The sequence below is a fragment of the Carnobacterium funditum DSM 5970 genome, assembly GCF_000744185.1.
GTDB classification, from domain to species: Bacteria; Bacillota; Bacilli; order Lactobacillales; family Carnobacteriaceae; genus Carnobacterium_A; species Carnobacterium_A funditum.
Genome location: NZ_JQLL01000002.1, coordinates 1 through 23,142, shown reverse-complemented (window position 1 = coordinate 23,142; position 23,142 = coordinate 1). Strand labels below are relative to the sequence as shown.

The window sequence follows — 23,142 nt, the reverse complement described above, 5'->3', positions numbered from 1 at the left end:
AGGATGCCAATTAGAGAGTATTATCCAAATGAAAAACCTTATAAAATGTGTTACGTAGAAGATCCATTTAGGTAATTGTCTTTGAAATTTATAGCCATAGCTACGAAGTAACTTATTCATCAGGAGCATATTAAATAAATACATGTGGTAAAAAGCTAGGACATAACTAACTAGATAGGAAGCATAAAAATAAATCACAATTCATTTTTTTTATAAATGATAAAAGATAAAATATTGCAACTAACTAAAAATTTGATAGATGAACCTCGAACAAAAAGATGCTTTTAAATAAAGGGTTTCAATACATTACTTTAAACAATTTCATATATTCCTTTTTCTTTCCGAGTGATTAACTCGTTAATCTTTTACTTGATTATTTTAAGAAGCTCCCTGCTAAAAAAGGCAAAGGGAACTTCTTTTTTTTTCACGAAAAATATAATCAGCTATTACGTCGTTTTTCGGGTCTGCTCACGACGAATCTTTTCAGCCTAAATGCAAAAAAGAAACAGAGAGAAATGACAGTTTTTGCCTCGCATATCCTGACCTAAATTTATTTTAGTATACCAAGCTATTTAATGGCACTCGCTTCCTATTGCGGGGTTGTATAGAAGATACACGATTCTATGTCATTTCATGTATCTACAGTTTTGTTGACGTACGTTTTTAAGTACGCTATAATAAATAAAAAAGGAGGAATAATCTATGTCGATTGTAAACCCTAGCCAAGCTAGAAAAGTCTTTTATCAATTACTAAAAGACGTCAACAAAAACAATGAGCCCATTTACATTTCAGGTAAAAATGAAGATAGCGAAGCCGTTATGATTAGCAAAAAAGACTGGGATGCTATTCAAGAAACGTTATACCTTCAATCTTCTGGAGTAGCTGATACGATCCAACAGCGTAAACAAGAAAATGAGTTTATTGCATTGGAGGATATCGATTGGGATACTCTATAAAATTAGCAAAATCCGCTACGAAAGATTTAAAGAATTTGAAATCTGCTCATTTAGATAAAAAATTCAAAGAACTAATGGTTGTCTTACAAAATAATCCTTTTCAAAATCCACCACCGTATGAGAAATTAATTGGAATTTAAAGGATAAATACTCGAGACGCTTAAATATTCAGCATCGAATTGTTTATTCTGTCAATAATGATGCAAAAGAAATCATTATCTGGTCAGCTTGGACACACTATGAAAGATAGAAACTTACTTTTAAAAAGGTGAGATTCTATCTTTTTTGACTATGGAGAGAAAACAAAAAAGAACTTTTTTATAATAAGGTTCTAGATACACGATTATATCCAATTTTATGTATTGTTTAATACATGATTAATTGAGGAAAAATTTAATTTTGTAAAAGATTATTGAATGATTTAACGTTTTTAATTTCAATATCAGTTTCAAAAATCGTGTTAACTTTCGTAATAAGGTCACTAGATCCTATATCATGAGGATAGTTGAATTGAATTTCTTTATTGATATCAAAAAAGTCTACAAAATAATCAATATCATGTTTAACTATTAGTAATCCATCGGTAAAGGAAAGAAGTTCTTCTCTTTCTTGTTCAGATAGCTCTCTAGTAACACCAACTTGAACAAAAATAAAATTTTCTGAAGGGTCTGGATTATTGTCCATAATAGCTTCAGAATACTCTTTTGGGCTTCTGAAAAGGTATCTGTCAATAAAAGACACGCTATTACTTCAAGATCTATATTAAAACGGTAACATTCGTTTTTTTGAATTAAAAATAATCTTTCGGATTCCATTTAAATTCTACTCCTTTATAATAAATTATTTATAAAAAGTATACCTTATCAAAAAATGAAAACAGCCTACTCCTATTAGAAAAGTAGGTAAAAAAGAAAGCTACACCCCAAGATAGGGCTATTTTTAAATCAACATTAAGGGCATATATGAACGTTCTATTCTGAAATATTATCAGCTTTTTCTTTTAATTATAAAACATTTGTATTTTTTAGTCAAAACAAGTCCAGATTTTTATGAATGAAAAAAAGACTAGCTCCAAAAAAATTTTTCCATAAGCTCTTTAAAGAATAACGATTGATTGGACCACTAATCAACCCTTACTACTTCTAGTCTTTTTTCTCTGATCTTACTCCTTTCATTAAGAAAGGAGCTTATCTCCTAGTTTACAAGACTGTTAAAAGAAAATAAACAACAAACGTTACAAATATGAGCAATATAAAAAAGAAAAAGCAACACGTTTTTGAGGACTTTCTGTACGCCCCCAAGACCGGGAGGCATCGTGTTGCTTTTAATTGAGTCTATCTAGTATGTAATGCATAAAAAAAGAAAACACTGCTGACACTATTAACTTCAGAATGGAACACAAGTTTGTTCTTTGAGAGATGAATAGTATTGTAATCAAAAAAGTCTATAGCTTATGCATAAGGAGTAAAAGACTTTCTATTGTCATTCCTGATGGTGCTTTTTATGAAAGACAAAAAGGCAACATATTTCGGAGAATACCCAGTCTCCCCAACACCGAGCGACTCTGTGTTGCTTTTGTTTAAGTTTAGTCAACACTCGATATATTAGCAAATAATATATCGTTCTTAACTATTTAATCTAAAAAAGATTCTATTATTTAACTAAATGATAAAATGACTAATCTATCAAAACTACCATTTTTTATAAATTTTTATCCCTTTTAAATTCTTGTTTTACTTCCTCTTTTGAGTGATAATAAAACCGTTAACAAGATGGTTAAGTTAAAAACAGGAGGAGTAGCTGTGAACCTAGCTGAACGCCTAAAGTATGAGCGAGAACAACAAAAAATGTCTCAAATTTTAGTATCTAAAAAGTTGGAAATTCCTAGAAAATTACTATCTGAATGGGAACAAGGAAAAAGTGTGCCAAATTTAGAAATGCTCCAACGCATTAGTGAATTTTACGGTCTAACAATCAAAGACTTATTTAAATCCCCTCCACCCAAAACAATACCAGCTAAAATAAGGAATTTTTTTATAAAGCTAGATATTGAGGATCGTTCAATCTTATTTCTTTTAGTCTTTGGCATCCCTATCATTATTTTTGCGCTTCTTGTTTCATAAAAAAATGAGCTGCAGTACCTTTGATTCATTAAGAAGTGAAAAAAGTAGCAGGTATCATATTTTTTGAGGTCCCTTTTATCGAATGAGTATAGAAAAATAAAATAAAAAAACTTAAAGAGGAAGTAAAAATTATGGAAAAGTGGCTATCAATCAGTAAAAAGGATTAGTCTTTATTGTATCTTTGAAGTCTACCCAAAATAGACAGTTCGCAGGTACTGATCTGGTTAGTTTGTCACTGTCGTTTATAAGTGTCTGATTAATCATTTTACAAAATATCAATCTATTTCTTACTCGAGGAGATGAATAAATGAACAAAGATATTTTTAAACAACCTCAATTTTATATTGCTATCGGTACATTATTTTTAAGTTTGTTCTTCCTATTTCGAGGAGGAACTTTTGCATACACGGCTGCTTTTATTTGGTTTATAAGTTCAATTTTAAATTTTTACAAGGCGAATAAAAAAAGAAAAGCTTTGCAAAAAATAAATTAACTGTCACTAAAGGAATTAAATTAATTCCTTTAAATCGCACCTTTTTTTTTAAACCTAATTTAAGAGCAATTCATGCAAGAGCATAAGGGAACCTGATATCACTTTCCTTCGAAAGTGATAAATAGGCTGTGCCTATTAGGTTTCTAACTAATTTTTTTGCTGTCACTTTTCACCCTATATGTATATCACCTTGTATATGATTTGGGCTATTTTTATCTCTATTTTTGTCTCGTGTATATCAACTCGTACACCTTTATTTTTACTATTTACTGTTATTTTTAAAATAAAAAAGAAAAAAATAGCGAAAATAAAATCGTTCCTCAAACATGAGCAATTTAAGTTTTTAAATTCAAAAGGAATTTTCACACAAAAAAAATCAAGTTTAATAGTGTAATTGATACATTATTCTATCTAAATTCATGTATCATAAAAAATTTATATTAAATGTTATTGAAATAAATGAATTGTACTAAACCCTACCGTACAAGCCGATACGGTAGGGAAAAAGAATCGAGATAGATTAGAAGAGGCGGACAAACGATGAGTTGAATTGATATTCATAAAGCGATCTTTTCTTTTTGTTATTCGGATTATATAGCGTGTGTTTTTAATTGGCAATAAGAAAAACAGAATGTTGTTCTAATACGGTTACGGTTTATAATTTATGCATAGCTACAAGCAACCCTATTCCTCTAGAAATTTTGGATGAGTCATTTAATTCATTTATCAACACTAAAAATCATAGACCCTTTTTTATTGGATCAACATAAGATTCCTTTTTCCCACTTACATTGGTGTATGTTAACGGCCAAATTATTTGTGATATAATTAGATAAAATCCTGATTATTCTAAAAAAAGGACAGTGATAAAAAGATGGCTATATCTATTAAAGTAGATGAGGCAGTACAAGATTGGATGAAAAAGAAAAATCGTACGATAATAACTGTTTCACTTGAAGCAACGGGCACCTGTTGTGTGGGTGGAGAAGATGTGGATATTTCATATAAAAATCCTCGAAATAATAACTATATGTTGATTCAACAAAATAGTCTTTTTATTTATCTTGCTAAAGGCTTACCTTTGAGAAAGAACGAGCTGCATTTATCCATGATGGGCAAATCTGTTTTTTCATCTATACATATAGAGGGCATAAGGGTTCATTGATACTTTACGGATATCTCAGCAATGCAAAAACGAGATGGATAAGTTACTTATCTAATTGAATCCATGACTTTTAAATCATTAACAAATATGCTTGGAAAATAAGTGAGAAATCTTGATGATACAACTGAACCCATCTTGTTTCTTCTTAAATGTTGGTTTTGACACTACAATTATATAGTGATTTCTAGGTGTGATTTTTACTTTGATAAAAATACTCGTAATAAATTCGTGCGCAGAAAAACTAATGTACATGACTAGTAAAAAGACTCTTTGAATACCAAGAAGTCTTTTTTCTTTGTTTTTTGTCTTTTTTTTGTTTTATTCGAAAAAAAGAGGCGGGGATTCCGACGTTTTTCGTGTCTGTTCACTCGGTTCCTTTTTAGCCTCGCAGAGACCACACTTTACGATGTAAAGTATAGTAAAGTCATACTTTACATCAAAGTTAGCCGACAATGAAAGATTGAAAGAGACAAAAAAAAACCTTGGCTATCTTCATAGCCAAGGAAAAATGCAACCATGCAAGCCAAAAAACTAAAACTGATAAAAAAAAAGTGACAAGCATAAGTTCTTTAAAAAAATAGTGGCTATTAACCCCTGGAATTGAGTTAATACTGTTAGTTTAAAGTAGGTTTACTTATTTGTAAAGGCTTACGTTACTGGTATTAAGAATAGTATAAAATGAATAGACTCTAAAAAAACAATATTATCTTTAACCCTCATATCGTACAAGAGAAGGAAAACTATAAGAGGTTAAGCATAATTATTTCTTGCACCTCGAGGCGCGAGAAATAATTATGCTGTTTTCTAACTAATAAAAAAAGCTTACCCTGTCAAAGAGGTAAGCAAAAAAGAACGCAACACCCAAAACCAGGGCAGGAAATCAATAACATTATGGGCATAGATAAATAATCTATTCTGAAATAATATCAGCATCTTTTTTATTCTTTTAGTTTAAAGGAGCGCTCTTTTTTTGTCAAAAAGACTTTGAATGTTCATAGGGGTGATAGGAAAAAAGACTAGCTTCAAAAAGCTTTTTCCATTAGCCATTTAAAGAATAACGAGTGACTGGACCACTAATCAACCGTTATTACTTCTAGTCTTTTTATTGTGATCTAGCTCCTTTTAAAAAAGAAGCTTCTCTTATTCTACTAGATGATTAAAAAAAAGAAAACACGTACGACCTTGTGTGCTTTCAACGCGTAGAAAAAGTCTCTTAACTATTTGGGGTAGTCAGAAGGCTTTTCTAGCAATGTAAAGAAAAATCTAGCAAGGCAAAATTGTTACGCTAGAAGATGTACAAACTGTACCGTTCCTTTGTAGGATTGTAAAGGATAAACCAGGATAAAAGAGTTCCTCTCATTTATCAATCCAGAACAAATAAAGGCTTTGGATTGCTTAAGGAGTAAGAATATTTTAAACTTAAAGTACTCTAAATAAGGAGTTGTGAGTAGGATGAAAAAAAATGAAGACAAAGTCAGCTACGGATACGAGCAAAAAAAGGGTGAAAAAGTTCATATTGTTTTTATGGACGGAGAAATTCTTCGAGGAACATTGCTACATGCTGGTCGTTATGAACTTCATGTCAACGTACAAGATATAAAAGCTGAAGACGTGATTGTTTTTAAACATGCGATTAAATATATGTACTAATCGTAAAGAAAATCTTAATTTTTTTAGACATGAGCAAAGCAAATTTTTAAATTCCAAAGGAATTTTCACACAAAAAAATAACTCAAAAAAGACACTGTTCAAGTGTTCGTTTTTGAGTTGTTTTTTGCTCTCAAAGAGCGCAATCCTTCACTTTTAAAAGTGAAGGGGTAAGTGCGCCTTATTTATTTTCTTTGATCTCAGCACACACGATTTTTATCGTGTATAAGTGCGCCTTTGTTTAAAATCTAAAAAGGGGTTAGAACAAAAAAAGATAACTTCAAAAAATAAAAGAAGGAGATAAAGCTAAGAAAGGCATAAACTTGCACTAGATTCTATCTTTTTTACCGTAGAGTTATCTTACAAAATTACTTATCCTTTTTATCTGTCTGATTAATTTTCTTCCCAGCGAAATAAAAAAGTCCAGTCAAAATACTTGAGCCACCAAAAATAAAACAAAAGCTTATAATAAATTTAGAAATTTCTGGAAAAATTGTTCCAATTAATCCTACAATAAAAAAAAGAGTCCCATATATTAAAATTATTTTATTCTGTTCTTTTTTAATAGTTTCTTTCATTTTGAAACTCATTCCTTTCATTTGCTCTTATTAGCTAAATTAACGCCTCACAGGGAATCTTACCATTTCGTAGTATAAATTATGAACGCTTCGTTTAAAAGTCTCTTAAAACCATCATTTTTCTTGTTTCAAAGCCTACATTTAGTGATTCTTTTACAAAATAGCTATCTAATCATTAAATTAATAACTGTTTGATTTTTTTTAAGGATACGTAGGGTTGTGCCCTGCACGAACAATTATAAAAAGAGCTCTGACAATCAAAATTCCTTGATATTGCTGATTAAATCCTTGCATGGTATAATGGACGTGCGATAAAGTTAGTAGTTCTAAGAACGACACAAAGCCACCCCTACAGCGAATAGGAGTGGCTTTTTTTTCGTCTGCTGCGACTGCAAACGTATGGGTTAGGCCAACTTGCGGTTATCCGCTAATCATCTAACCAATGCTCAACTAGTACGATTACTAGTCCCACAAACAGTGGTGCGATAACCAAAGTTAGTAATTCCTTCACGAACGACACCCCCTTTCGGGGCAAGTTGCCAGCAATAAATATAGCATACTTGTCTTTGTCATTAATATAGCCAAAAGAAGGAAAAATGATTCAGCGTTCCTATCAAAGGCTTGTTTGACGATCTTTGGGTATGTAGGGCTTGCCCTGCACGAACGAAGTGAGCTATTTACTTGTTTGAATCTTAGCTAAAACAACCTTCTAAGCGGTTTTACTAAAAGTAGTTACATTTCCTCTCTTTTCATTGCAAATGGAGCAGAGCGACCTTTTTTGACCTTTTAAAATGCTTTTTAGCTTGTGTAGCAAGGTTTCATTCTAAATTTTTATTATATTAATTTTATAGTCATTTAAGTTAAAATTAAAGAGGGCTCTATTTTTTCCTGTTTATTTAATATTTATTTATTAATTCTTTAATACTTTAAGTACTTAGAGGGGTTGGGAAACCACTAATACCAGTGCTTATAGCTTCTTTATATACTAGTTTGTACCCTAATACATACTAGTTTGTACCCTAATACATACTAGTTTGTACCCTAATACGTACTAATTTGTACCCTAATGCATACTAATTAATCAATAAATATGTTTTTTTATAGCATACATGTTAGTGTTAGCATAAATACTAACTTGTACCCGAAAGGAGCATATAAAATGGATCATACAATTAAAGTTAATTCTATCTATCAAAATATGAACCAAGAGGTTATAGAATTAAATAAAGAATATACTGTAGCAAAAGATAATCAGTTAGTTCAAAAAGCAAAGATTAATTTAACTGAAAAAGAATTAAAGCTTATTGATTGGCTTATTAGTAAGATTAAACCTAATGACGAAGAATTATTACAAGTTGAAACTTCTGTAGCTGAGATAAATTTAGTCTTAGGGTTTGGAAACGGCGGAAAAAACATCAAACATACAAAAGATGCTCTTCTTAATTTATCTAACAAAGGTTTCTGGATACAATCAGAAGATGAATCAGGAATTGAAATTGCTAGATGGATCGACGAGGTCTCTTTAAAATATGATGGTAAAGCAGTTTTAAAATTACATTCAAAATTAGCCCCTTACCTTCTTCAATTAGCAGAGAAAGGTAATTACACTTCTTACTATTTAAGAACTATCATAAGCTTAAAATCTAAATATTCATTACTACTTTACCAATTAGCTAAGTCTGGATTGCACAATGGAGTTATTGGTGGAGAGGTCAAAGAAATCCAAGAATATTTTGGCCATAAAGATTTGACCTGGGGAGTATTTAATGGCCGATATTTAAAAAAAGCTATTGAGGAAGTAAACACTAAAACTGATTTACATATAGAGATGTTACTCGGTAAAAACGGGAGAAATGTTGTAAGAGTAGAATTTAGAATAACTAAAAAATTAAGAAAAGAAGTTTCAGAAAAACCTCAGGTTCCAATGTATAATTGGTTAGAGAGTTAACCATCTAGGACTCTTGTATATCTCTAGTCCTTGTTGTAACATACTGTTATATCAACCCTTTAGGAGGTAAAACATGAAAGAGATACATCCAATTGATTATGTATCTACAAGAATAGTTTGCGAAAGGTTAATGATACAACCTTCTACTCTAAGAAAATATGCTTCATTATTAGATGAAAAAGCAGAAAAAGATCTATATTTTGCAAGAGATGAGTCAAATAATAGATTGTACACGAAAGAAGATATAGCTACTTTACAACTCTTAGTAGATCTTAAAAATAAGCCGGGATACACCTTAGACATCGCTGTTAATGAGATTTTAGGGTTCAGACATAACTCAGATACAACAAACGCTATAGCTACGGAAACAGATGCAAATGATTTTTCGGCTAAGCTACGGTTAATTGTAGCTCAACAAAATAAATATTTAGACGATTATCAAGAAGCATTACAAAAAAAAGATGTCCAAATTGAGCGTTTAGAGAAATTAGTTGATTCTTTAGTTAAACATAATATTGATATAATTAGTGATAGTAATAAAATTTCAGAAGAATCCAAGACTCCCTTAGAAGAACCAAAAGAGCTTGAAAAGAAATCTTTTTTTAAAAGAATATTTGGTAAATTTTTTTATATACCATAGAATGTAATTTTAATGATAATAGTTAAAATCCTAGTCTAAAATTCAATAACGTTTCACTAATTTCATCTTCATTGATTCCGATATAGCGTTTTGTGATTGTTTCGCTGCTGTGACCAAAGATTTCCATCAAAGTGGCCACATCTTTGGTTTTTTTGTAGTAATGGTACCCAAAGGTCTTTCTAAGCGTGTGTGTGCCAATATCGTCTCGCCCTAACAGTTTAGCGACCTTCTGAAACATCTGGTAGACGGTGTTCACTTCTAAATGCCCGCCTTTGGTGCTTGGAAACAGATAATCGTCTGCTGCCAGGTCTTTTGTGTAGTCCTGGATCAAATCCTGCAGGCTACTCAAATATAAAATACGGGTCTTTCCTGTTTTTTGCTCCACGATTCGTGGATTTTTAGCGGATAAGATGTCTTTTTTCTTTAGTTTAACGATATCAGACATACGTAGACCGCTATTGATCCCGATTAAAAAGAGAAAGACGTCTCGTTTTGCGTTTTTATTGCGTCGTAACCCAAATAAAAAGTCATTTATCTCGTGCTGTGATCTTAATGGTTGCACATTGTAAGGCATTGAAAAGCCCTCTCCTCTCACAAAAGCGATACATGATTTCATTCAGTATAGCATGTAATCATGTATTGGAGGGGAAATAAAAAAAAGAACCCTAGTGTGACAGGGTTCGGGATACATGATTTTATCCAATTTCGTGTATTATTTTTGATGAGAATCTGTTATAAAGTAATGTTGTTTTCCTGAGCATATGACTCAGTCCAATCACATAAACTATTGATAATTGGAATCAAACTCTCACCATAAGAAGTTAGTGAATATTCTACTTTAGGAGGTACCGTTGGATACACTTTTCTAGAAATAATATGATTAACTTCTAATTCTCTCAATTGTTCCGTAAGTATTTTTTGTGTAATTGTTGGTATTAATTGTTTAAGTTCGGTAAATCTTTTTGTATTTTCTATTAAATACCAAAGAATGATTAATTTCCATTTTCCACCTATCAAGTCTATGGTAAGTACCAAAGAACATATATAGCTTTTTTTAATTTTTCCCATGTGAACCTCCTGTATAATCCATTAGTATCCTTTTGGTAACTATCCCACAATATTGTGCCGTATTGTTCTCATAAAAAATCCCATATACAATAGATGATATTAAAGGAAAAAGATACAGCATAATAATACCATATATTTGTTGTACAGATAGGAGAGATTAGATGACGTATCCAAGAGCATTTTCACATATTGGGCTATCCGTTCCGGATGTAGATAAAGCGACAAATTTTTATAAAGAAGTTATGGGCTGGTATATTGTTATGAAGCCGTCTGACGTAGTAGAAGAAAATAAAACACCTATTGGACAGATGTGTATAGATGTTTTTGGCGAAGGTTGGAGGAATTTACGGATTGCACACATGGTAACATCGGATGGAATCGGTGTAGAGCTCTTTGAATTTCCAAATAGTGAGAGTCCTGAAAACAATTTTGAATATTGGAAAAATGGAGTATTCCATTTTAGTGTTCAGGATCCAGATATAGAAGGCATGGTTGAAAAAATCGTAGCTCACGGTGGCAAAAAAAGGATGCCAATTAGAGAGTATTATCCAAATGAAAAACCTTATAAAATGTGTTACGTAGAAGATCCATTTGGTATTGTCTTTGAAATTTATAGCCATAGCTACGAAGTAACTTATTCATCAGGAGCATATTAAATAAATACATGTGGTAAAAAAGCTAGGACATAACTAACTAGATAGGAGCATAAAAATAAATCACAATTCATTTTTTTATAAATGATAAAAGATAAAAATATGCAACTAACTAAAAATTTGATAGATGACCTCGAACAAAAAGATGCTTTTTAAATAAAGGGTTTCAATACATTACTTTAAACAATTTCATATATTCCTTTTTCTTTCCGAGTGATTAACTCGTTAATCTTTTACTTGATTATTTTAAGAAGCTCCCTGCTAAAAAAGGCAAAGGGAACTTCTTTTTTTTTTCACGAAAAATATAATCAGCTATTACGTCGTTTTTCGGGTCTGCTCACGACGAATCTTTTCAGCCTAAATGCAAAAAAGAAACAGAGAGAAATGACAGTTTTTGCCTCGCATATCCTGACCTAAATTTATTTTAGTATACCAAGCTATTTAATGGCACTCGCTTCCTATTGCGGGGGTTGTATAGAAGATACACGATTCTATGTCATTTCATGTATCTACAGTTTTGTTGACGTACGTTTTTAAGTACGCTATAATAAATAAAAAAGGAGGAATAATCTATGTCGATTGTAAACCCTAGCCAAGCTAGAAAAGTCTTTTATCAATTACTAAAAGACGTCAACAAAAACAATGAGCCCATTTACATTTCAGGTAAAAATGAAGATAGCGAAGCCGTTATGATTAGCAAAAAAGACTGGGATGCTATTCAAGAAACGTTATACCTTCAATCTTCTGGAGTAGCTGATACGATCCAACAGCGTAAACAAGAAAATGAGTTTATTGCATTGGAGGATATCGATTGGGATACTCTATAAAATTAGCAAAATCCGCTACGAAAGATTTAAAGAATTTGAAATCTGCTCATTTAGATAAAAAATTCAAAGAACTAATGGTTGTCTTACAAAATAATCCTTTTCAAAATCCACCACCGTATGAGAAATTAATTGGGAATTTAAAGGATAAATACTCGAGACGCTTAAATATTCAGCATCGAATTGTTTATTCTGTCAATAATGATGCAAAAGAAATCATTATCTGGTCAGCTTGGACACACTATGAAAGATAGAAACTTACTTTTAAAAAGGTGAGATTCTATCTTTTTTGACTATGGAGAGAAAACAAAAAAGAACTTTTTTATAATAAGGTTCTAGATACACGATTATATCCAATTTTATGTATTGTTTAATACATGATTAATTGAGGAAAAATTTAATTTTGTAAAAGATTATTGAATGATTTAACGTTTTTAATTTCAATATCAGTTTCAAAAATCGTGTTAACTTTCGTAATAAGGTCACTAGATCCTATATCATGAGGATAGTTGAATTGAATTTCTTTATTGATATCAAAAAAGTCTACAAAATAATCAATATCATGTTTAACTATTAGTAATCCATCGGTAAAGGAAAGAAGTTCTTCTCTTTCTTGTTCAGATAGCTCTCTAGTAACACCAACTTGAACAAAAATAAAATTTTCTGAAGGGTCTGGATTATTGTCCATAATAGCTTCAGAATACTCTTTTGGGGCTTCTGAAAAGGTATCTGTCAATAAAAGACACGCTATTACTTCAAGATCTATATTAAAACGGTAACATTCGTTTTTTTGAATTAAAAATAATCTTTCGGATTCCATTTAAATTCTACTCCTTTTATAATAAATTATTTATAAAAAAGTATACCTTATCAAAAAATGAAAACAGCCTACTCCTATTAGAAAAGTAGGTAAAAAAGAAAGCTACACCCCAAGATAGGGCTATTTTTAAATCAACATTAAGGGCATATATGAACGTTCTATTCTGAAATATTATCAGCTTTTTCTTTTAATTATAAAACATTTGTATTTTTTAGTCAAAACAAGTCCAGATTTTTATGAATGAAAAAAAGACTAGCTCCAAAAAAATTTTTCCATAAGCTCTTTAAAGAATAACGATTGATTGGACCACTAATCAACCCTTACTACTTCTAGTCTTTTTTCTCTGATCTTACTCCTTTCATTAAGAAAGGAGCTTATCTCCTAGTTTACAAGACTGTTAAAAGAAAATAAACAACAAACGTTACAAATATGAGCAATATAAAAAAGAAAAAGCAACACGTTTTTGAGGACTTTCTGTACGCCCCCAAGACCGGGAGGCATCGTGTTGCTTTTAATTGAGTCTATCTAGTATGTAATGCATAAAAAAAGAAAACACTGCTGACACTATTAACTTCAGAATGGAACACAAGTTTGTTCTTTGAGAGATGAATAGTATTGTAATCAAAAAAGTCTATAGCTTATGCATAAGGAGTAAAAGACTTTCTATTGTCATTCCTGATGGTGCTTTTTATGAAAGACAAAAAGGCAACATATTTCGGAGAATACCCAGTCTCCCCAACACCGAGCGACTCTGTGTTGCTTTTGTTTAAGTTTAGTCAACACTCGATATATTAGCAAATAATATATCGTTCTTAACTATTTAATCTAAAAAAGATTCTATTATTTAACTAAATGATAAAATGACTAATCTATCAAAACTACCATTTTTTATAAATTTTTATCCCTTTTAAATTCTTGTTTTACTTCCTCTTTTGAGTGATAATAAAACCGTTAACAAGATGGTTAAGTTAAAAACAGGAGGAGTAGCTGTGAACCTAGCTGAACGCCTAAAGTATGAGCGAGAACAACAAAAAATGTCTCAAATTTTAGTATCTAAAAAGTTGGAAATTCCTAGAAAATTACTATCTGAATGGGAACAAGGAAAAAGTGTGCCAAATTTAGAAATGCTCCAACGCATTAGTGAATTTTACGGTCTAACAATCAAAGACTTATTTAAATCCCCTCCACCCAAAACAATACCAGCTAAAATAAGGAATTTTTTTATAAAGCTAGATATTGAGGATCGTTCAATCTTATTTCTTTTAGTCTTTGGCATCCCTATCATTATTTTTGCGCTTCTTGTTTCATAAAAAAATGAGCTGCAGTACCTTTGATTCATTAAGAAGTGAAAAAAGTAGCAGGTATCATATTTTTTGAGGTCCCTTTTATCGAATGAGTATAGAAAAATAAAATAAAAAAACTTAAAGAGGAAGTAAAAATTATGGAAAAGTGGCTATCAATCAGTAAAAAGGATTAGTCTTTATTGTATCTTTGAAGTCTACCCAAAATAGACAGTTCGCAGGTACTGATCTGGTTAGTTTGTCACTGTCGTTTATAAGTGTCTGATTAATCATTTTACAAAATATCAATCTATTTCTTACTCGAGGAGATGAATAAATGAACAAAGATATTTTTAAACAACCTCAATTTTATATTGCTATCGGTACATTATTTTTAAGTTTGTTCTTCCTATTTCGAGGAGGAACTTTTGCATACACGGCTGCTTTTATTTGGTTTATAAGTTCAATTTTAAATTTTTACAAGGCGAATAAAAAAAGAAAAGCTTTGCAAAAAATAAATTAACTGTCACTAAAGGAATTAAATTAATTCCTTTAAATCGCACCTTTTTTTTTAAACCTAATTTAAGAGCAATTCATGCAAGAGCATAAGGGAACCTGATATCACTTTCCTTCGAAAGTGATAAATAGGCTGTGCCTATTAGGTTTCTAACTAATTTTTTTGCTGTCACTTTTCACCCTATATGTATATCACCTTGTATATGATTTGGGCTATTTTTATCTCTATTTTTGTCTCGTGTATATCAACTCGTACACCTTTATTTTTACTATTTACTGTTATTTTTAAAATAAAAAAGAAAAAAATAGCGAAAATAAAATCGTTCCTCAAACATGAGCAATTTAAGTTTTTAAATTCAAAAGGAATTTTCACACAAAAAAAATCAAGTTTAATAGTGTAATTGATACATTATTCTATCTAAATTCATGTATCATAAAAAATTTATATTAAATGTTATTGAAATAAATGAATTGTACTAAACCCTACCGTACAAGCCGATACGGTAGGGAAAAAGAATCGAGATAGATTAGAAGAGGCGGACAAACGATGAGTTGAATTGATATTCATAAAGCGATCTTTTCTTTTTGTTATTCGGATTATATAGCGTGTGTTTTTAATTGGCAATAAGAAAAACAGAATGTTGTTCTAATACGGTTACGGTTTATAATTTATGCATAGCTACAAGCAACCCTATTCCTCTAGAAATTTTGGATGAGTCATTTAATTCATTTATCAACACTAAAAATCATAGACCCTTTTTTATTGGATCAACATAAGATTCCTTTTTCCCACTTACATTGGTGTATGTTAACGGCCAAATTATTTGTGATATAATTAGATAAAATCCTGATTATTCTAAAAAAAGGACAGTGATAAAAAGATGGCTATATCTATTAAAGTAGATGAGGCAGTACAAGATTGGATGAAAAAGAAAAATCGTACGATAATAACTGTTTCACTTGAAGCAACGGGCACCTGTTGTGTGGGTGGAGAAGATGTGGATATTTCATATAAAAATCCTCGAAATAATAACTATATGTTGATTCAACAAAATAGTCTTTTTATTTATCTTGCTAAAGGCTTACCTTTGAGAAAGAACGAGCTGCATTTATCCATGATGGGCAAATCTGTTTTTTCATCTATACATATAGAGGGCATAAGGGTTCATTGATACTTTACGGATATCTCAGCAATGCAAAAACGAGATGGATAAGTTACTTATCTAATTGAATCCATGACTTTTAAATCATTAACAAATATGCTTGGAAAATAAGTGAGAAATCTTGATGATACAACTGAACCCATCTTGTTTCTTCTTAAATGTTGGTTTTGACACTACAATTATATAGTGATTTCTAGGTGTGATTTTTACTTTGATAAAAATACTCGTAATAAATTCGTGCGCAGAAAAACTAATGTACATGACTAGTAAAAAGACTCTTTGAATACCAAGAAGTCTTTTTTCTTTGTTTTTTGTCTTTTTTTTGTTTTATTCGAAAAAAAGAGGCGGGGATTCCGACGTTTTTCGTGTCTGTTCACTCGGTTCCTTTTTAGCCTCGCAGAGACCACACTTTACGATGTAAAGTATAGTAAAGTCATACTTTACATCAAAGTTAGCCGACAATGAAAGATTGAAAGAGACAAAAAAAAACCTTGGCTATCTTCATAGCCAAGGAAAAATGCAACCATGCAAGCCAAAAAACTAAAACTGATAAAAAAAAAGTGACAAGCATAAGTTCTTTAAAAAAATAGTGGCTATTAACCCCTGGAATTGAGTTAATACTGTTAGTTTAAAGTAGGTTTACTTATTTGTAAAGGCTTACGTTACTGGTATTAAGAATAGTATAAAATGAATAGACTCTAAAAAAACAATATTATCTTTAACCCTCATATCGTACAAGAGAAGGAAAACTATAAGAGGTTAAGCATAATTATTTCTTGCACCTCGAGGCGCGAGAAATAATTATGCTGTTTTCTAACTAATAAAAAAAGCTTACCCTGTCAAAGAGGTAAGCAAAAAAGAACGCAACACCCAAAACCAGGGCAGGAAATCAATAACATTATGGGCATAGATAAATAATCTATTCTGAAATAATATCAGCATCTTTTTTATTCTTTTAGTTTAAAGGAGCGCTCTTTTTTTGTCAAAAAGACTTTGAATGTTCATAGGGGTGATAGGAAAAAAGACTAGCTTCAAAAAGCTTTTTCCATTAGCCATTTAAAGAATAACGAGTGACTGGACCACTAATCAACCGTTATTACTTCTAGTCTTTTTATTGTGATCTAGCTCCTTTTAAAAAAGAAGCTTCTCTTATTCTACTAGATGATTAAAAAAAAGAAAACACGTACGACCTTGTGTGCTTTCAACGCGTAGAAAAAGTCTCTTAACTATTTGGGGTAGTCAGAAGGCTTTTCTAGCAATGTAAAGAAAAATCTAGCAAGGCAAAATTGTTACGCTAGAAGATGTACAAACTGTACCGTTCCTTTGTAGGATTGTAAAGGATAAACCAGGATAAAAGAGTTCCTCTCATTTATCAATCCAGAACAAATAAAGGCTTTGGATTGCTTAAGGAGTAAGAATATTTTAAACTTAAAGTACTCTAAATAAGGAGTTGTGAGTAGGATGAAAAAAAATGAAGACAAAGTCAGCTACGGATACGAGCAAAAAAAGGGTGAAAAAGTTCATATTGTTTTTATGGACGGAGAAATTCTTCGAGGAACATTGCTACATGCTGGTCGTTATGAACTTCATGTCAACGTACAAGATATAAAAGCTGAAGACGTGATTGTTTTTAAACATGCGATTAAATATATGTACTAATCGTAAAGAAAATCTTAATTTTTTTAGACATGAGCAAAGCAAATTTTTAAATTCCAAAGGAATTTTCACACAAAAAAATAACTCAAAAAAGACACTGTTCAAGTGTTCGTTTTTGAGTTGTTTTTTGCTCTCAAAGAGCGCAATCCTTCACTTTTAAAAGTGAAGGGGTAAGTGCGCCTTATTTATTTTCTTTGATCTCAGCACACACGATTTTTATCGTGTATAAGTGCGCCTTTGTTTAAAATCTAAAAAGGGGTTAGAACAAAAAAAGATAACTTCAAAAAATAAAAGAAGGAGATAAAGCTAAGAAAGGCATAAACTTGCACTAGATTCTATCTTTTTTACCGTAGAGTTATCTTACAAAATTACTTATCCTTTTTATCTGTCTGATTAATTTTCTTCCCAGCGAAATAAAAAAGTCCAGTCAAAATACTTGAGCCACCAAAAATAAAACAAAAGCTTATAATAAATTTAGAAATTTCTGGAAAAATTGTTCCAATTAATCCTACAATAAAAAAAAGAGTCCCATATATTAAAATTATTTTATTCTGTTCTTTTTTAATAGTTTCTTTCATTTTGAAACTCATTCCTTTCATTTGCTCTTATTAGCTAAATTAACGCCTCACAGGGAATCTTACCATTTCGTAGTATAAATTATGAACGCTTCGTTTAAAAGTCTCTTAAAACCATCATTTTTCTTGTTTCAAAGCCTACATTTAGTGATTCTTTTACAAAATAGCTATCTAATCATTAAATTAATAACTGTTTGATTTTTTTTAAGGATACGTAGGGTTGTGCCCTGCACGAACAATTATAAAAAGAGCTCTGACAATCAAAATTCCTTGATATTGCTGATTAAATCCTTGCATGGTATAATGGACGTGCGATAAAGTTAGTAGTTCTAAGAACGACACAAAGCCACCCCTACAGCGAATAGGAGTGGCTTTTTTTTCGTCTGCTGCGACTGCAAACGTATGGGTTAGGCCAACTTGCGGTTATCCGCTAATCATCTAACCAATGCTCAACTAGTACGATTACTAGTCCCACAAACAGTGGTGCGATAACCAAAGTTAGTAATTCCTTCACGAACGACACCCCCTTTCGGGGCAAGTTGCCAGCAATAAATATAGCATACTTGTCTTTGTCATTAATATAGCCAAAAGAAGGAAAAATGATTCAGCGTTCCTATCAAAGGCTTGTTTGACGATCTTTGGGTATGTAGGGCTTGCCCTGCACGAACGAAGTGAGCTATTTACTTGTTTGAATCTTAGCTAAAACAACCTTCTAAGCGGTTTTACTAAAAGTAGTTACATTTCCTCTCTTTTCATTGCAAATGGAGCAGAGCGACCTTTTTTGACCTTTTAAAATGCTTTTTAGCTTGTGTAGCAAGGTTTCATTCTAAATTTTTATTATATTAATTTTATAGTCATTTAAGTTAAAATTAAAGAGGGCTCTATTTTTTCCTGTTTATTTAATATTTATTTATTAATTCTTTAATACTTTAAGTACTTAGAGGGGTTGGGAAACCACTAATACCAGTGCTTATAGCTTCTTTATATACTAGTTTGTACCCTAATACATACTAGTTTGTACCCTAATACATACTAGTTTGTACCCTAATACGTACTAATTTGTACCCTAATGCATACTAATTAATCAATAAATATGTTTTTTTATAGCATACATGTTAGTGTTAGCATAAATACTAACTTGTACCCGAAAGGAGCATATAAAATGGATCATACAATTAAAGTTAATTCTATCTATCAAAATATGAACCAAGAGGTTATAGAATTAAATAAAGAATATACTGTAGCAAAAGATAATCAGTTAGTTCAAAAAGCAAAGATTAATTTAACTGAAAAAGAATTAAAGCTTATTGATTGGCTTATTAGTAAGATTAAACCTAATGACGAAGAATTATTACAAGTTGAAACTTCTGTAGCTGAGATAAATTTAGTCTTAGGGTTTGGAAACGGCGGAAAAAACATCAAACATACAAAAGATGCTCTTCTTAATTTATCTAACAAAGGTTTCTGGATACAATCAGAAGATGAATCAGGAATTGAAATTGCTAGATGGATCGACGAGGTCTCTTTAAAATATGATGGTAAAGCAGTTTTAAAATTACATTCAAAATTAGCCCCTTACCTTCTTCAATTAGCAGAGAAAGGTAATTACACTTCTTACTATTTAAGAACTATCATAAGCTTAAAATCTAAATATTCATTACTACTTTACCAATTAGCTAAGTCTGGATTGCACAATGGAGTTATTGGTGGAGAGGTCAAAGAAATCCAAGAATATTTTGGCCATAAAGATTTGACCTGGGGAGTATTTAATGGCCGATATTTAAAAAAAGCTATTGAGGAAGTAAACACTAAAACTGATTTACATATAGAGATGTTACTCGGTAAAAACGGGAGAAATGTTGTAAGAGTAGAATTTAGAATAACTAAAAAATTAAGAAAAGAAGTTTCAGAAAAACCTCAGGTTCCAATGTATAATTGGTTAGAGAGTTAACCATCTAGGACTCTTGTATATCTCTAGTCCTTGTTGTAACATACTGTTATATCAACCCTTTAGGAGGTAAAACATGAAAGAGATACATCCAATTGATTATGTATCTACAAGAATAGTTTGCGAAAGGTTAATGATACAACCTTCTACTCTAAGAAAATATGCTTCATTATTAGATGAAAAAGCAGAAAAAGATCTATATTTTGCAAGAGATGAGTCAAATAATAGATTGTACACGAAAGAAGATATAGCTACTTTACAACTCTTAGTAGATCTTAAAAATAAGCCGGGATACACCTTAGACATCGCTGTTAATGAGATTTTAGGGTTCAGACATAACTCAGATACAACAAACGCTATAGCTACGGAAACAGATGCAAATGATTTTTCGGCTAAGCTACGGTTAATTGTAGCTCAACAAAATAAATATTTAGACGATTATCAAGAAGCATTACAAAAAAAAGATGTCCAAATTGAGCGTTTAGAGAAATTAGTTGATTCTTTAGTTAAACATAATATTGATATAATTAGTGATAGTAATAAAATTTCAGAAGAATCCAAGACTCCCTTAGAAGAACCAAAAGAGCTTGAAAAGAAATCTTTTTTTAAAAGAATATTTGGTAAATTTTTTTATATACCATAGAATGTAATTTTAATGATAATAGTTAAAATCCTAGTCTAAAATTCAATAACGTTTCACTAATTTCATCTTCATTGATTCCGATATAGCGTTTTGTGATTGTTTCGCTGCTGTGACCAAAGATTTCCATCAAAGTGGCCACATCTTTGGTTTTTTTGTAGTAATGGTACCCAAAGGTCTTTCTAAGCGTGTGTGTGCCAATATCGTCTCGCCCTAACAGTTTAGCGACCTTCTGAAACATCTGGTAGACGGTGTTCACTTCTAAATGCCCGCCTTTGGTGCTTGGAAACAGATAATCGTCTGCTGCCAGGTCTTTTGTGTAGTCCTGGATCAAATCCTGCAGGCTACTCAAATATAAAATACGGGTCTTTCCTGTTTTTTGCTCCACGATTCGTGGATTTTTAGCGGATAAGATGTCTTTTTTCTTTAGTTTAACGATATCAGACATACGTAGACCGCTATTGATCCCGATTAAAAAGAGAAAGACGTCTCGTTTTGCGTTTTTATTGCGTCGTAACCCAAATAAAAAGTCATTTATCTCGTGCTGTGATCTTAATGGTTGCACATTGTAAGGCATTGAAAAGCCCTCTCCTCTCACAAAAGCGATACATGATTTCATTCAGTATAGCATGTAATCATGTATTGGAGGGGAAATAAAAAAAAGAACCCTAGTGTGACAGGGTTCGGGATACATGATTTTATCCAATTTCGTGTATTATTTTTGATGAGAATCTGTTATAAAGTAATGTTGTTTTCCTGAGCATATGACTCAGTCCAATCACATAAACTATTGATAATTGGAATCAAACTCTCACCATAAGAAGTTAGTGAATATTCTACTTTAGGAGGTACCGTTGGATACACTTTTCTAGAAATAATATGATTAACTTCTAATTCTCTCAATTGTTCCGTAAGTATTTTTTGTGTAATTGTTGGTATTAATTGTTTAAGTTCGGTAAATCTTTTTGTATTTTCTATTAAATACCAAAGAATGATTAATTTCCATTTTCCACCTATCAAGTCTATGGTAAGTACCAAAGAACATATATAGCTTTTTTTAATTTTTCCCATGTGAACCTCCTGTATAATCCATTAGTATCCTTTTGGTAACTATCCCACAATATTGTGCCGTATTGTTCTCATAAAAAATCCCATATACAATAGATGATATTAAAGGAAAAGATACAGCATAATAATACCATATATTTGTTGTACAGATAGGAGAGATTAGATGACGTATCCAAGAGCATTTTCACATATTGGCTATCCGTTCCGGATGTAGATAAAGCGACAAATTTTTTATAAAGAAGTTATGGGCTGGTATATTGTTATGAAGCCGTCTGACGTAGTTAGAAGAAAATAAACACCTATTGGACAGATGTGTATAGATGTTTTGGCGAAGGTTGGAGGATTTACGGATTGCACACATGGTAACATCGGATGGAATCGGTGTAGAGCTCTTTGATTTCCAAATAGTGAGAGTCCTGAAACAATTTTGAATATTGGAAAAATGGAGTATTCATTTTAGTGTTCAGGATCCAGATATAGAAGGCATGGTTGAAAAAATCGTAGCTCACGGTGGCAAAAAAGGATGCCAATTAGGAGTATTATCCAAATGAAAAACCTTATAAAATGTGTTACGTAGAAGATCCATTTGGTATTGTCTTTGAAATTTATAGCCATAGCTACGAAGTAACTTATTCATCAGGAGCATATTAATAAATACATGTGGTAAAAAGCTAGGACATAACTAACTAGATAGGAGCATAAAATAAATCACAATTCATTTTTTATTAAATGATAAAAGATAAAAATATGCAACTAACTAAAAATTTGATAGATGACCTCGAACAAAAAGATGCTTTTTAAATAAAGGGTTTCAATACATTACTTTAAACAATTTCATATATTCCTTTTTCTTTCCGAGTGATTAACTCGTTAATCTTTTACTTGATTATTTAAGAAGCTCCCTGCTAAAAAAGGCAAAGGGAACTTCTTTTTTTTTTCACGAAAAATATAATCAGCTATTACGTCGTTTTTCGGGTCTGCTCACGACGAATCTTTTCAGCCTAAATGCAAAAGAAACAGAGAGAATGACATTTTTGCCTCGCATATCCTGACCTAAATTTATTTTAGTATACCAAGCTATTTAATGGCACTCGCTTCCTATTGCGGGGGTTGTATAGAAGATACACGATTCTATGTCATTTCATGTATCTACAGTTTTGTTGACGTACGTTTTTAAGTACGCTATAATAAATAAAAAAGGAGGAATAATCTATGTCGATTGTAAACCCTAGCCAAGCTAGAAAAGTCTTTTATCAATTACTAAAAGACGTCAACAAAAACAATGAGCCCATTTACATTTCAGGTAAAAATGAAGATAGCGAAGCCGTTATGATTAGCAAAAAAGACTGGGATGCTATTCAAGAAACGTTATACCTTCAA

At 31.3% G+C, this 23,142-nt stretch carries 29 protein-coding genes; 19 read left to right on the top strand and 10 right to left on the bottom strand.

The genetic code is table 11. The annotated features are described in order from the left end of the window. Positions 1–702: 702 nt before the first annotated feature. Genes BR44_RS11005 through BR44_RS12105 form a run of 3 tightly spaced genes read left to right on the top strand, consistent with a single transcriptional unit; the run spans position 703 to position 1,207 of the window. The gene (locus BR44_RS11005; protein WP_034553387.1) at positions 703–957 is read left to right on the top strand and encodes a type II toxin-antitoxin system Phd/YefM family antitoxin; all 255 of its coding nucleotides are present in this window, start codon (positions 703–705) and stop codon (positions 955–957) included. After that, on the top strand, positions 942–1,097 hold the full coding sequence (locus BR44_RS12110; protein WP_342668088.1) for a hypothetical protein: 156 nt from the start codon (positions 942–944) through the stop codon (positions 1,095–1,097). The genes BR44_RS11005 and BR44_RS12110 overlap by 16 nt, the downstream gene beginning before the upstream one ends. Then, positions 1,082–1,207, top strand: coding sequence for a hypothetical protein (locus BR44_RS12105; protein WP_342668089.1), 126 nt, complete (start codon positions 1,082–1,084; stop codon positions 1,205–1,207). Before BR44_RS12110 ends, BR44_RS12105 begins: the two co-directional genes overlap by 16 nt. Before the next feature lie 143 nt (positions 1,208–1,350). Here the strand turns inward: BR44_RS12105 and BR44_RS11195 are convergent, their stop codons facing one another. After that, complete coding sequence (locus tag BR44_RS11195; RefSeq protein WP_156955014.1) at positions 1,351–1,641, bottom strand: hypothetical protein; 291 nt, start codon at positions 1,639–1,641, stop codon at positions 1,351–1,353. A 1,088-nt stretch (positions 1,642–2,729) separates the two neighbouring features. Between BR44_RS11195 and BR44_RS11190 the strand changes: the two genes are divergently transcribed. From BR44_RS11190 to BR44_RS10975, 4 genes are all read left to right on the top strand, one after another. Next, positions 2,730–3,080 (top strand): helix-turn-helix domain-containing protein, encoded by a 351-nt coding sequence (locus tag BR44_RS11190; RefSeq protein ID WP_084676174.1) that lies wholly within the window; start codon positions 2,730–2,732, stop codon positions 3,078–3,080. Positions 3,081–3,387: 307 nt separating this feature from the next. Further along, positions 3,388–3,573: a hypothetical protein gene (locus BR44_RS10985; RefSeq protein ID WP_034553384.1), complete on the top strand. Its 186-nt coding sequence runs from the start codon at positions 3,388–3,390 to the stop codon at positions 3,571–3,573. Between the two features lie 874 nt (positions 3,574–4,447). Beyond that, complete coding sequence (locus tag BR44_RS10980; RefSeq protein WP_034553382.1) at positions 4,448–4,738, top strand: hypothetical protein; 291 nt, start codon at positions 4,448–4,450, stop codon at positions 4,736–4,738. Between the two features lie 1,452 nt (positions 4,739–6,190). After that, positions 6,191–6,388 (top strand): hypothetical protein, encoded by a 198-nt coding sequence (locus tag BR44_RS10975; RefSeq protein WP_034553379.1) that lies wholly within the window; start codon positions 6,191–6,193, stop codon positions 6,386–6,388. A 365-nt stretch (positions 6,389–6,753) separates the two neighbouring features. Here the strand turns inward: BR44_RS10975 and BR44_RS10970 are convergent, their stop codons facing one another. After that, positions 6,754–6,963, bottom strand: coding sequence for a hypothetical protein (locus tag BR44_RS10970; protein WP_034553376.1), 210 nt, complete (start codon positions 6,961–6,963; stop codon positions 6,754–6,756). 427 nt (positions 6,964–7,390) lie between these two features. Next, positions 7,391–7,474 (bottom strand): type I toxin-antitoxin system Fst family toxin, encoded by an 84-nt coding sequence (locus tag BR44_RS12085; RefSeq protein ID WP_156955015.1) that lies wholly within the window; start codon positions 7,472–7,474, stop codon positions 7,391–7,393. Between the two features lie 648 nt (positions 7,475–8,122). On the opposite strand from BR44_RS12085, the gene BR44_RS10960 reads away from it, so the two are divergent. Both BR44_RS10960 and BR44_RS10955 read left to right on the top strand, forming a co-directional pair. Continuing rightward, on the top strand, positions 8,123–8,911 hold the full coding sequence (locus tag BR44_RS10960) for a replication initiation protein (protein ID WP_051912734.1): 789 nt from the start codon (positions 8,123–8,125) through the stop codon (positions 8,909–8,911). Positions 8,912–8,984: 73 nt separating this feature from the next. Beyond that, entirely contained in the window at positions 8,985–9,551 is a 567-nt protein-coding gene (locus BR44_RS10955) for a MerR family transcriptional regulator (protein ID WP_034553373.1), read from the top strand. Between the two features lie 22 nt (positions 9,552–9,573). On the opposite strand, the gene BR44_RS10950 is transcribed toward BR44_RS10955, so the two are convergent. Together BR44_RS10950 and BR44_RS10945 are read right to left on the bottom strand one after the other, a co-directional pair. Then, positions 9,574–10,125: a tyrosine-type recombinase/integrase gene (locus BR44_RS10950; RefSeq protein WP_034553371.1), complete on the bottom strand. Its 552-nt coding sequence runs from the start codon at positions 10,123–10,125 to the stop codon at positions 9,574–9,576. Between the two features lie 158 nt (positions 10,126–10,283). Further along, positions 10,284–10,610, bottom strand: coding sequence for a winged helix-turn-helix transcriptional regulator (locus tag BR44_RS10945; RefSeq protein ID WP_425393585.1), 327 nt, complete (start codon positions 10,608–10,610; stop codon positions 10,284–10,286). Between the two features lie 170 nt (positions 10,611–10,780). Here BR44_RS10945 and BR44_RS10940 point away from each other — a divergent pair, with 170 nt between their 5' ends. The 3 genes from BR44_RS10940 (at position 10,781) to BR44_RS10930 (ending at position 12,350) form a co-directional block, all read left to right on the top strand. After that, entirely contained in the window at positions 10,781–11,275 is a 495-nt protein-coding gene (locus BR44_RS10940) for a lactoylglutathione lyase family protein (protein WP_034553389.1), read from the top strand. A gap of 569 nt (positions 11,276–11,844) precedes the next feature. Continuing rightward, positions 11,845–12,099: a type II toxin-antitoxin system Phd/YefM family antitoxin gene (locus BR44_RS10935; protein ID WP_034553387.1), complete on the top strand. Its 255-nt coding sequence runs from the start codon at positions 11,845–11,847 to the stop codon at positions 12,097–12,099. Continuing rightward, positions 12,084–12,350: a Txe/YoeB family addiction module toxin gene (locus BR44_RS10930; RefSeq protein WP_034553386.1), complete on the top strand. Its 267-nt coding sequence runs from the start codon at positions 12,084–12,086 to the stop codon at positions 12,348–12,350. Before BR44_RS10935 ends, BR44_RS10930 begins: the two co-directional genes overlap by 16 nt. 143 nt (positions 12,351–12,493) lie before the next feature. On the opposite strand, the gene BR44_RS10925 is transcribed toward BR44_RS10930, so the two are convergent. Beyond that, positions 12,494–12,916, bottom strand: a complete 423-nt coding sequence (locus BR44_RS10925; protein WP_051912736.1) for a hypothetical protein — start codon at positions 12,914–12,916, stop codon at positions 12,494–12,496. Between the two features lie 959 nt (positions 12,917–13,875). Here BR44_RS10925 and BR44_RS11185 point away from each other — a divergent pair. The 4 genes from BR44_RS11185 to BR44_RS10905 all read left to right on the top strand — a co-directional run bounded on the left by BR44_RS11185 (position 13,876) and on the right by BR44_RS10905 (position 17,534). Next, a complete protein-coding gene (locus BR44_RS11185; protein ID WP_084676174.1) occupies positions 13,876–14,226 on the top strand; it encodes a helix-turn-helix domain-containing protein in 351 nt (116 codons plus the stop codon). Between the two features lie 307 nt (positions 14,227–14,533). Next, positions 14,534–14,719, top strand: a complete 186-nt coding sequence (locus tag BR44_RS10915) for a hypothetical protein (RefSeq protein ID WP_034553384.1) — start codon at positions 14,534–14,536, stop codon at positions 14,717–14,719. A gap of 874 nt (positions 14,720–15,593) precedes the next feature. Continuing rightward, positions 15,594–15,884: a hypothetical protein gene (locus BR44_RS10910; RefSeq protein WP_034553382.1), complete on the top strand. Its 291-nt coding sequence runs from the start codon at positions 15,594–15,596 to the stop codon at positions 15,882–15,884. A 1,452-nt stretch (positions 15,885–17,336) separates the two neighbouring features. Next, a complete protein-coding gene (locus tag BR44_RS10905; RefSeq protein WP_034553379.1) occupies positions 17,337–17,534 on the top strand; it encodes a hypothetical protein in 198 nt (65 codons plus the stop codon). 365 nt (positions 17,535–17,899) lie between these two features. Here BR44_RS10905 and BR44_RS10900 read toward each other — a convergent pair whose 3' ends face one another. Then, on the bottom strand, positions 17,900–18,109 hold the full coding sequence (locus BR44_RS10900) for a hypothetical protein (RefSeq protein ID WP_034553376.1): 210 nt from the start codon (positions 18,107–18,109) through the stop codon (positions 17,900–17,902). Between the two features lie 427 nt (positions 18,110–18,536). Further along, positions 18,537–18,620, bottom strand: coding sequence for a type I toxin-antitoxin system Fst family toxin (locus tag BR44_RS12080; RefSeq protein ID WP_156955015.1), 84 nt, complete (start codon positions 18,618–18,620; stop codon positions 18,537–18,539). A gap of 648 nt (positions 18,621–19,268) precedes the next feature. Between BR44_RS12080 and BR44_RS10890 the strand changes: the two genes are divergently transcribed. Both BR44_RS10890 and BR44_RS10885 read left to right on the top strand, forming a co-directional pair. Next, positions 19,269–20,057: a replication initiation protein gene (locus BR44_RS10890; RefSeq protein ID WP_051912734.1), complete on the top strand. Its 789-nt coding sequence runs from the start codon at positions 19,269–19,271 to the stop codon at positions 20,055–20,057. Positions 20,058–20,130: 73 nt separating this feature from the next. Then, entirely contained in the window at positions 20,131–20,697 is a 567-nt protein-coding gene (locus tag BR44_RS10885) for a MerR family transcriptional regulator (RefSeq protein ID WP_034553373.1), read from the top strand. 22 nt (positions 20,698–20,719) lie between these two features. Here BR44_RS10885 and BR44_RS10880 read toward each other — a convergent pair whose 3' ends face one another. After that, a complete protein-coding gene (locus BR44_RS10880) occupies positions 20,720–21,271 on the bottom strand; it encodes a tyrosine-type recombinase/integrase (RefSeq protein ID WP_034553371.1) in 552 nt (183 codons plus the stop codon). Positions 21,272–21,429: 158 nt separating this feature from the next. Then, positions 21,430–21,756, bottom strand: coding sequence for a winged helix-turn-helix transcriptional regulator (locus tag BR44_RS10875; protein ID WP_425393585.1), 327 nt, complete (start codon positions 21,754–21,756; stop codon positions 21,430–21,432). A 1,218-nt stretch (positions 21,757–22,974) separates the two neighbouring features. Here BR44_RS10875 and BR44_RS10870 point away from each other — a divergent pair. Continuing rightward, the coding region (locus tag BR44_RS10870) for a type II toxin-antitoxin system Phd/YefM family antitoxin (RefSeq protein WP_034553366.1) at positions 22,975–23,142 on the top strand (168 nt) is incomplete at its 3' end.